Below are 8,376 nucleotides of genomic sequence, written 5' to 3'. Positions count from 1 at the left end.
CCCGAATCCCGAATCCCGCTGGAAAAGCATCGCGCACAGGGTGCGCTCCTACAGTGCCGGCCCAGCGAAGCGGAGCCGCTATTGCCTCGCGTACGTCACGAAGAAACCGACCAGATCGCCGTTCTCGTTGTACGGCGACATTGCCACGAAGCGATAGCCGCGGGCCGCGTATTCCGCGTGCGACTTGGTCAGCTTGTCGGCCATGTGCGTCTTGCGGAAACCGAAGGTCGCATCGACAAATACCGTGATCGTGTCGCCCGTTGGCGTGGCCGCCTGCGCGGGCGCCGAATGGGTGAGCAGGACCGAGCCGCCGGCGCCGAGCACGACGGCGAGCAGCAGGGACGCGAGATACGACGATTTCATGGCACGCTCCGTTGAATGAAAGTTGCGGGACAATACCGCAGTGACCACCCATTATTCCCGCTCCAACCATTTCGCATGAGTGCGCCCATCGACATCCTGGCCGATCGCATCGACGCCCTGCTGCCGCAGACCCAGTGCGAGCAATGCGGCTACCACGGTTGCCGGCCGTACGCCGAGGCGATCGCCCGCGGCGAGGCGCCGATCAATCAGTGTCCACCCGGTGGCGCGGCCGGTATCGCGAAGCTGGCGGCGCTGCTCGATCAACCCGTACTGCCGTTGAATCCCGACCACGGCATCGAAAAGCCGCGCATGCTGGCACGTATCGTGGAGGCCGACTGCATCGGTTGCACCAAGTGCATCCAGGCCTGCCCGGTCGACGCCATCGTGGGCGTGGCCAAGTTGATGCATACCGTCATCGCCGACGATTGCACCGGCTGCGAATTGTGCGTGGCCGCCTGCCCGGTCGATTGCATCGTGCTGGAACCGATGCCGCTGGCGCAGGCCGGCGACATGGCCCACGCCGATACCGCACGCGAACATTTCCAGCGCCGCGAAGCACGATTGGCCCGGGAACAGGCGCAGCGCGAGGCCGAGCTGGCGGCGCGCAAAGTCGCGGTCGAGACCAACCCGGTATTGGCGGCGCTGGCTCGCGCCCGCGCCAAACAGGGACCCTCCCGCCCATGAAGCGCGCCGACATCATCGAGTTGTTTTCGCGCCTGCGCGAACTCAACCCGCACCCGAAAACCGAGCTGGTCTACACCACGCCATTCGAGTTGCTGGTGGCCGTGGTGCTGTCGGCGCAAGCGACCGACGTGGGCGTGAACAAGGCCACGAAGAAGCTGTATCCGGTAGCCCATACGCCGCAGGCGATCCTCGACCTGGGCGAGGAAGGTCTCAAGCGCTACATCAATACCATCGGCCTCTACAACGCCAAGGCAAAAAACGTCATCGCGCTGTGCCGCCTGCTGATCGAGCAGCACCACGGCGAGGTGCCGCGCACCCGTGCCGAACTGGAAGCACTGCCCGGCGTGGGCCGCAAGACCGCCAACGTGGTGCTGAATACCGCCTTCGGCGAGCCCACCATGGCGGTCGACACGCACATCTTCCGCGTCGCCAACCGCACCGGCCTGGCGCCGGGCAAGGACGTGCGCGCGGTCGAGGACAAGCTGGAGAAAGTGGTGCCAGCCGAGTTCAGGCAGGACGCCCATCACTGGCTGATCCTGCACGGCCGCTATGTATGCAAGGCGCGCAAGCCCGACTGCCCGAATTGCGTGATACGCGATTTGTGCCGGTACAAGGACAAGACGGTTTAGGGAAACTCTGAACAAGTCGTCATCCCAGCGAGGAGTTCTTCAACAGCGAAGCTGGTCAAGCTGGGATCCAGCGCCTCGGTAACTGCCTGAAGACACTGGATTCCAGCTTTCGCTGGAATGACGTGCAAAGGCTTGATCAGAGCATTCTTGGGGCGGGATTCGGGATTCGGGATTCGCAAAGGCATCGTGCGCGAGCGGGCTTCATGGCGAATATCCGAGGTCCTACAAAGCAAAACGGCGGGCAAAAGCCCGCCGTTTTCCGTCCCTGGGTCGAACTCCTTTCAGATAACTGTTCTTGGGTCCATTGCTCCAAGCTCGTCATCCCAGCGAGGCGCATTTCAACAGCGAAGCTGGTCAAGCTGGGATCCAGCGCCTTCACGCCGTTGAACAGCCAAGTCGCTGGATTCCAGCCTTCGCTGGAATGACGGGCGGTGAGGGAAAATGAGCCCCCCATTGCATCAGAATGACAGTTCGCCGAACACGCCGATCTCGTTGGTCTTCACGCTCTGCACGTGCAGCGGCAGCGGCGCGGTGACCGACTTCTTGGCATTTTCGTGCTTCCACACGCCAGCCAGCTTGAAGCCCTTGGTGACCTGGAATTCGACGCCGGCGTTGTAGTAGACGTCCTTGTTGCCCTGGTCCAGATCCTTGCTGAGCTTGGCGTTGTCGTAGCGTGCGAACAGGTTCACGCCGTCGGCTACCGCCACGCTCGCCCACAGCGAGTAACCATCGGCCTTGTCGGAGAGCGGGTTCAGCACGTTGTTCCAGTTCTTCGCGGTGAAGTACTCGGCGCCAACGCGGAACGCGTCGCTGGCATACGCCACCATCAGGTCGCCGCGGCTGGCGGTGTTGGTGGCGTTGATGTTCTCGGTTTCCTGACCGCGATGGCCGCTGTAGCCGCCGACGGCCACGACCATGTTGTCGAACGGCACGAAGCCCACGCGAGCTTCCACGTCCACACCCTTGCTGCGGCCGGGGTTCTTGTAGCCGCGGCCATTGACCACCGACACCGCGTAGCTGACCGTCTTGCCGGCGAGGTCGCCACCCATGTGCAGGCCCCAGTCCGCCGAGTTGCCGTACTTCAGGCGATCGGTGAGCGTGTTCTCGACATAGCGGAAGCCGTAGAACTTCTCGGCAAACGGAATCCACGGCATGTCGGTCGAACCGATGCGCAGCACCGCCGCATTGCTGAACTTGCCCTGCGCATACGCCTTCTTGACGAAGACGCTGGTCTGGCCGTCGCTGCTGGCGTAATTGAAATCGGTGGTGAGGCTGGCCGACCAGATGTCGCTGAATTTGTGATCGACGCCGAGGTAGAAGCGCTTCACATCCAGGCCGACGCCGGAGGCGTCGGTCTTGCCGGTGTCGCTGTTCTTCTGGTCGATGTTGGTGAAGTCGAAGTACATCTTGCCGGACAGGCTGGTGTTGTTGACCGCCTTTTCCAGCGCCGCCAGCTTCTTGTCGCTGGCGCTCGTCAGGTTGGTCGCCTTCTCCACCGCCTGGCCGGTGCTGACGTTGATGTCGGACTGCGCATCGGTACGCTGTTCCAGCGCATCGACCTTCGCCTGCAAGTCGGCCAGTTGAGCCCTGAGCAACGCCACATCGCCGCTGTTGGTCGCCTGCGGTGCCGCGATGGAGCTGAAACTGGCGAGGCCCAAGCCGGCCGCAATGGCTACCGCGATCAATCTGCAACGCATGGTGTACTCCGTCATAGGTGGGAAAAAATTGCGCCGGGCGCCCGCTTCATTGCGGGGTGCGCGACAAGCAGCCATGACAGATTGACGTGCGCGTTTTACAGCGCGATGCCGTTTTGGTGACAGTACGGCGACAGTCGGCGCAACCGCGTTGAAGCAACCGGCTGATATGCTTCGCCGATGCAAATCCCGAACAGCAAAACACCGCGCATGGCCGAGCGGTTCCGCGGTTTCCTGCCCGTGGTGGTGGACGTCGAAACCGGCGGCTTCGATGCGCAGCACGACGCCTTGCTGGAGATAGCGGCGGTTCCGCTGGCGATGGACGCCGAGGGTTACCTGCGTCTGCAGCCGACCGTATCGACGCATGTGGAACCGTTCCCCGGCGCCAATCTCGATCCACGCTCGCTGGAAATCACCGGCATCGACCCGTACAACCCGCTGCGCGGCGCGCTGGCCGAACGGCTGGCGCTGGACTTCATCTTCCAGGCCGTGCGCGACGCCGTGCGCGGCGCCGAATGCCAGCGGGCGATCCTGGTGGGCCACAACGCCGCGTTCGACCTGGGCTTTCTCAACCAGGCGGTAAGGCGCTGCGGTCACAAGCGCAACCCGTTCCACCCGTTCAGTTGTTTCGACACGGTGAGCTTCGGTGGACTCGCCTACGGCCAGACCGTATTGAGCAAGGCGGTGCTGGCCGCCGGCCATCCGTTCGACAGCCGTGAAGCCCATTCGGCCGTCTATGACGCCGAGCGCACGGCCGAACTGTTCTGCAGCGTGGTCAACCGCTGGCGGCAGATGGAGTTGTTCGAGCAGGCGCACAGCGGGCTCGACGTGGTTTGAACCATGCCGGCAGTTCCACCGTCGCCTTCCCATTATTTCCTCTACCGTTCGGGCTGAGCGTAGCCGCGTAGCGGCGAAGTCGAAGCCTCCCTCGCGCACCGCCCTTCGACTTCGCCGCTGCGCGGCTACGCTCAGGGTGAACGGTTGGGAAACGCGGCCCTTGGCTTGCCCGAATCCCGATTCCCGGCTCCCCTGTCATCTTGCTGCAACATTCGCATCATCCAATGGCAACACGAATGACCTGAAATGACGCCGTCACCTTCGACGTCCTTCCAAGGAGCTAACCTGTGTTGACCCTTCGCAAAACTCCCATCCGATTCGCCGCCGTGGCGACGCTGGCCGTCGCCTCGACGTTCGGCATGGCCGCCCAGGCCACCGACATCACCGGTGCCGGCTCCAGCTTCGTCTACCCGGTGATGTCCAAGTGGTCGGCCGCGTACGCGGAGCAGACTGGCAACCGCCTCAACTACCAGTCGGTCGGTTCCGGCGCCGGCATCGCGCAGATCAAGGAAGGCACCATCGATTTCGGCGCGTCCGATGCGCCGATGAAGGCGGAAGACCTGAAGAAGTTCGGCCTGGGCCAGTTCCCGATCGTGGTCGGCGGCATCGTACCGGTGGTCAATATCGCCGGTGTGCAGGCGGGCCAGATCAAGCTGGACGGCACCACCCTGGCCGACATCTTCCTGGGCAAGATCAACAACTGGAACGACCCGAAGATCGCCGCGCTGAATGCCGGCCTGAAGCTGCCCGCCGGCAAGATCACCGTGGTGCACCGCTCAGACGGTTCGGGCACCTCGTTCAACTTCACCAACTTCCTGTCCAAGGTCAGCCCGACCTGGGCCAGCCAGGTGAAATTCGGCACAGCGGTGGAATGGCCGACCGGCGTGGGCGGCAAGGGCAACGAGGGCGTGTCGCAGTACGTGAAGCAGATCAAGGGTTCGATCGGCTACGTCGAATACGCCTACGCGGTGAAGAACAAGCTCAGCTGGACCGACCTGAAGAACGCCGCCGGCAACGTGGTGGCACCGGACGCGGACAGCTTCGCCGCCGCAGCGGCCACGGCCGACTGGGCCAGCACCCAGGACTTCAACCTGATCATGACCAACGCCCCCGGCGCCAAGGCGTGGCCGATCACCGCCACCACCTGGATGATCATGTACAAGACGCCGAAGAACGCCGGCAACAGCAAGACGGCCTTCGACTTCTTCAAGTACGCGCTGGAAAACGGCCAGAAGGCCGCCAGTGATCTCGACTACGTGCCGCTTCCCCCGGCGCTGGTGAAGCAGATCGAGGCGTACTGGGCGGCTGAGTTCAAGCACTGAGGTTCCGCGGCACGGTGGGGCGCATCGATGCAACCGATGCGCCCCACCGTGCCGCCAGCTTCACGCCGCATCGTTCGCCCTGAGCGTAGCGTTGCGAAGTCGTCCTCCCCTCGGCTTCGCTCCCTCCGCGCCTGCGTTCAGGGCGAACGGTGTGGCAGTCATGCCCAACCACGCATCAACCGAGTCCGTCCATGTCCATCGTGTCATCCACCGACATCCTCGAACAGCGCACCCGCCGCGATGCCCGCCACGAGCGGCTGTTCCGTTGGCTGTTGAAGGGCTGCGCGCTGATCGTGCTGGCTGCGCTGCTGGGCGCCGCCGGCGCTACGTTGTGGGGTGGGCGCGAGGCGTTCACCACGTTCGGCTGGCACTTCCTGGTCAGCTCCGAATGGGACCCGGGCAACGACGTCTACGGCGCCCTGGTGCCGGTGTACGGCACGCTGGTCACCTCGTTCATCGCGCTGCTGATTGCCGTGCCGGTCAGCTTCGGCATCGCGCTCTATCTTTCCGAGGTGGCGCCCGCCTGGCTGCGCACGCCGGTGGCATCGGCGATCGAGCTGCTGGCCGGCATCCCCTCGATCATCTACGGCATGTGGGGGCTTTTCATCTTCGCCCCGTTTTTCGCCGAACACTTCAAGCCGTGGCTGACCAACAACCTCGGCAACAAACCCGATGACGGCCAGCTGTCGTGGGTGGCCGAACACGTACCCTTCATCGGCAAGCTGTTCGGCAGCGATTATCCTTTCGGCGCCAGCATCCTGGTGGCCGGCATCGTGCTGGCGATCATGGTCATCCCGTTCATTTCGTCGGTAATGCGCGAAGTCTTCCAGACCGTGCCCACGCCGCTGAAGGAGTCGGCCTATGCGCTGGGTTCCAGCACGTGGGAAGTGGCTTGGAACATCGTGCTGCCGTACACGCGTTCGGCGGTGATCGGCGGCATCTTCCTGGGCCTGGGCCGCGCGCTGGGCGAAACCATGGCGGTGACCTTCGTGCTGGGCAACTCGATGCGCCTGTCGTCGTCGCTGCTGGACCCGGGCACGTCCATCGCCTCCGCCATCGCCAACCAGTTCAGTGAAGCGGTGGGGCTGCAGAAGTCGGCGTTGATGGCGCTGGCGTTCCTGCTGTTCGTGGTCACCTTCATCGTGCTGCTGATCGCGCGGCTGATGTTGCGACGGCTGGCCAGCAAGGAGGGTCGCTGATGCATTCGCCTTATTTGCGCCGCCGCATCACCAATGCGCTGGCCATGCTGCTGAGTACGCTGGCCACCCTGGTCGGGCTGGCCTTCCTGGCATGGATACTGTGGGAAACCCTGCGCCAGGGCATCAGCGCGCTGAATCTGAAACTGTTCACGAAAATCACCGCCTATGGCGAGGACGGCGGCCTGGCCAACGCGATGGTCGGCAGCCTGATCATCAACTTCGTGGGCATTGCCATCGCCACGCCGATCGGCGTGCTGGCCGGCACCTGGCTGGCCGAATACGCCAACCGCACCAAGCTCGGCGAATCCATCCGCTTCCTCAACGACATCCTGCTGTCGGCACCGTCGATCGTGATGGGCCTGTTCGTCTACACCATCATCGTGCTGCCCAGCACCGCGCTGACCCACGGCTCGACCACGTTCTCCGGTTTTGCCGGCGGCGTGGCGCTGGCGCTGATCGCCTTGCCGGTGATCGTGCGCACCACCGACGAGATGCTGCGGCTGGTGCCGGCCACCCTGCGTGAGGCCGCGCTGTCGCTGGGCGTGCCGCAATGGAAACTGACTGTGCAGGTGCTGATCCGTGCCGCGCGCTCCGGCATCGTCACCGGCGTGCTGCTGGCGCTGGCGCGAATCAGCGGCGAGACGGCACCGCTGCTGTTCACCGCGTTCGGCAACAACTTCATGGCCATCAACCCGATGGAAAAGATGTCCAGCCTGCCGCAGATCATCTACCAGTACGCCAACGATCCGGGCGAATCCATGCACGCGCTGGCGTGGGCCGGCGCGTTCGTGATTACCATGTTCGTGCTGCTGCTGAGCCTCGTTTCCCGCCTGATCCTTTCCCGCTCCAAGGTATCCCATGACTGATTCCGCGCCCGCCGCGTCAGCCGCCGCGACCAAGATCACCGTGCGCGACCTGCATTTTCACTACGGCGATTTCCATGCGCTGAAAGGCATCGACATGGACGTGCCGGAAAAGCAGGTCACCTCGATCATCGGCCCGTCCGGTTGCGGCAAGTCCACCCTGCTGCGCATCTTCAACCGCATCTACGCGATCTACCCGAAGCTGCGCGCGGAAGGCTCGATCGAACTGGACGGCGACAACATCCTCGCCCCCGGCTATTCGCTGAACCGGTTGCGCAGCAAGGTCGGCATGGTGTTCCAGAAGCCGGTGCCGTTCCCGATGACGATCTTCGAGAACGTCGCCTACGGCATCCGCCACCACGAGAAGCTGTCGAAGGCGGAGATGGAAAACCGCGTGGAGCAGGCCCTGCGCAGCGCCGCACTGTGGGACGAGGTGAAGGACAAGCTGAAGCAGAACGCGCTGGGACTTTCCGGCGGCCAGCAACAACGCCTGTGCATCGCCCGTGCGATCGCGCTGAAGCCTGAAGTGCTGTTGCTGGACGAACCGACTTCGGCGCTCGACCCGATCGCCACCGGCCGCATCGAGCAGTTGGTGGAGGAGCTAAAAGGCGAATTCACCATCGTCATCGTCACCCACAACATGCAGCAGGCGGCGCGCTGCTCCGACCTCACCGCGTTCATGTACCTGGGCGAGCTGGTGGAATTCGGCCCCACGGAAATGATCTTCACCAAGCCCGGGAAAAAGCAGACCGAGGATTACATCACCGGCAGGTTCGGCTGATCGA

At 63.7% G+C, this 8,376-nt stretch carries 9 protein-coding genes; 7 read left to right on the top strand and 2 right to left on the bottom strand.

The window, feature by feature from the left end; genetic code table 11:
- Window positions 1-78: 78 nt before the first annotated feature.
- Entirely contained in the window at window positions 79-363 is a 285-nt protein-coding gene (locus tag UU9_RS15365) for a hypothetical protein (RefSeq protein ID WP_007082693.1), read from the bottom strand.
- A 75-nt stretch (window positions 364-438) separates the two neighbouring features.
- Between UU9_RS15365 and UU9_RS15360 the strand changes: the two genes are divergently transcribed.
- Both UU9_RS15360 and nth read left to right on the top strand, forming a co-directional pair.
- Window positions 439-1,047 (top strand): RnfABCDGE type electron transport complex subunit B, encoded by a 609-nt coding sequence (locus UU9_RS15360; RefSeq protein WP_007082692.1) that lies wholly within the window; start codon window positions 439-441, stop codon window positions 1,045-1,047.
- Entirely contained in the window at window positions 1,044-1,676 is a 633-nt protein-coding gene (nth, locus tag UU9_RS15355) for an endonuclease III (protein ID WP_007082691.1), read from the top strand. Before UU9_RS15360 ends, nth begins: the two co-directional genes overlap by 4 nt.
- 458 nt (window positions 1,677-2,134) lie before the next feature.
- Here the strand turns inward: nth and UU9_RS15350 are convergent, their stop codons facing one another.
- Window positions 2,135-3,373, bottom strand: coding sequence for a porin (locus tag UU9_RS15350; protein WP_040671201.1), 1,239 nt, complete (start codon window positions 3,371-3,373; stop codon window positions 2,135-2,137).
- Between the two features lie 177 nt (window positions 3,374-3,550).
- On the opposite strand from UU9_RS15350, the gene rnt reads away from it, so the two are divergent.
- The 5 genes from rnt (at window position 3,551) to pstB (ending at window position 8,372) form a co-directional block, all read left to right on the top strand.
- Window positions 3,551-4,207 carry a ribonuclease T gene (gene rnt / locus UU9_RS15345; protein ID WP_007082689.1) on the top strand — a complete coding sequence of 219 codons (657 nt, stop codon included), beginning with the start codon at window positions 3,551-3,553 and terminating at the stop codon, window positions 4,205-4,207.
- 290 nt (window positions 4,208-4,497) lie between these two features.
- Entirely contained in the window at window positions 4,498-5,529 is a 1,032-nt protein-coding gene (pstS, locus tag UU9_RS15340; RefSeq protein ID WP_193385316.1) for a phosphate ABC transporter substrate-binding protein PstS, read from the top strand.
- 191 nt (window positions 5,530-5,720) lie between these two features.
- Window positions 5,721-6,728, top strand: coding sequence for a phosphate ABC transporter permease subunit PstC (gene pstC, locus UU9_RS15335; RefSeq protein ID WP_007082687.1), 1,008 nt, complete (start codon window positions 5,721-5,723; stop codon window positions 6,726-6,728).
- Window positions 6,728-7,594 carry a phosphate ABC transporter permease PstA gene (pstA, locus tag UU9_RS15330; RefSeq protein WP_007082686.1) on the top strand — a complete coding sequence of 289 codons (867 nt, stop codon included), beginning with the start codon at window positions 6,728-6,730 and terminating at the stop codon, window positions 7,592-7,594. The genes pstC and pstA overlap by 1 nt, the downstream gene beginning before the upstream one ends.
- Entirely contained in the window at window positions 7,587-8,372 is a 786-nt protein-coding gene (pstB, locus tag UU9_RS15325; protein WP_007082685.1) for a phosphate ABC transporter ATP-binding protein PstB, read from the top strand. The genes pstA and pstB overlap by 8 nt, the downstream gene beginning before the upstream one ends.
- The last annotated feature ends 4 nt before the right edge of the window (window positions 8,373-8,376 follow it).

The organism is Rhodanobacter fulvus Jip2 (genome assembly GCF_000264315.1).
Classification (GTDB): domain Bacteria; phylum Pseudomonadota; class Gammaproteobacteria; order Xanthomonadales; family Rhodanobacteraceae; genus Rhodanobacter; species Rhodanobacter fulvus.
The sequence above is the reverse complement of the archived record's forward strand: the minus strand, read 5'-3'. Positions and strand labels throughout refer to the sequence as shown.

Excerpts from the sequence above, each read along its gene's own strand:
- UU9_RS15365 (WP_007082693.1), bottom strand. The coding sequence starts at position 363 with ATGAAATCGTCGTATCTCGCGTCCCTGCTGCTCGCCGTCGTGCTCGGC.
- UU9_RS15360 (WP_007082692.1), top strand. The coding sequence starts at position 439 with ATGAGTGCGCCCATCGACATCCTGGCCGATCGCATCGACGCCCTGCTG.
- nth (WP_007082691.1), top strand. The coding sequence starts at position 1,044 with ATGAAGCGCGCCGACATCATCGAGTTGTTTTCGCGCCTGCGCGAACTC.
- UU9_RS15350 (WP_040671201.1), bottom strand. The coding sequence starts at position 3,373 with ATGCGTTGCAGATTGATCGCGGTAGCCATTGCGGCCGGCTTGGGCCTC.
- rnt (WP_007082689.1), top strand. The coding sequence starts at position 3,551 with ATGCAAATCCCGAACAGCAAAACACCGCGCATGGCCGAGCGGTTCCGC.
- pstC (WP_007082687.1), top strand. The coding sequence starts at position 5,721 with ATGTCCATCGTGTCATCCACCGACATCCTCGAACAGCGCACCCGCCGC.
- pstA (WP_007082686.1), top strand. The coding sequence starts at position 6,728 with ATGCATTCGCCTTATTTGCGCCGCCGCATCACCAATGCGCTGGCCATG.
- pstB (WP_007082685.1), top strand. The coding sequence starts at position 7,587 with ATGACTGATTCCGCGCCCGCCGCGTCAGCCGCCGCGACCAAGATCACC.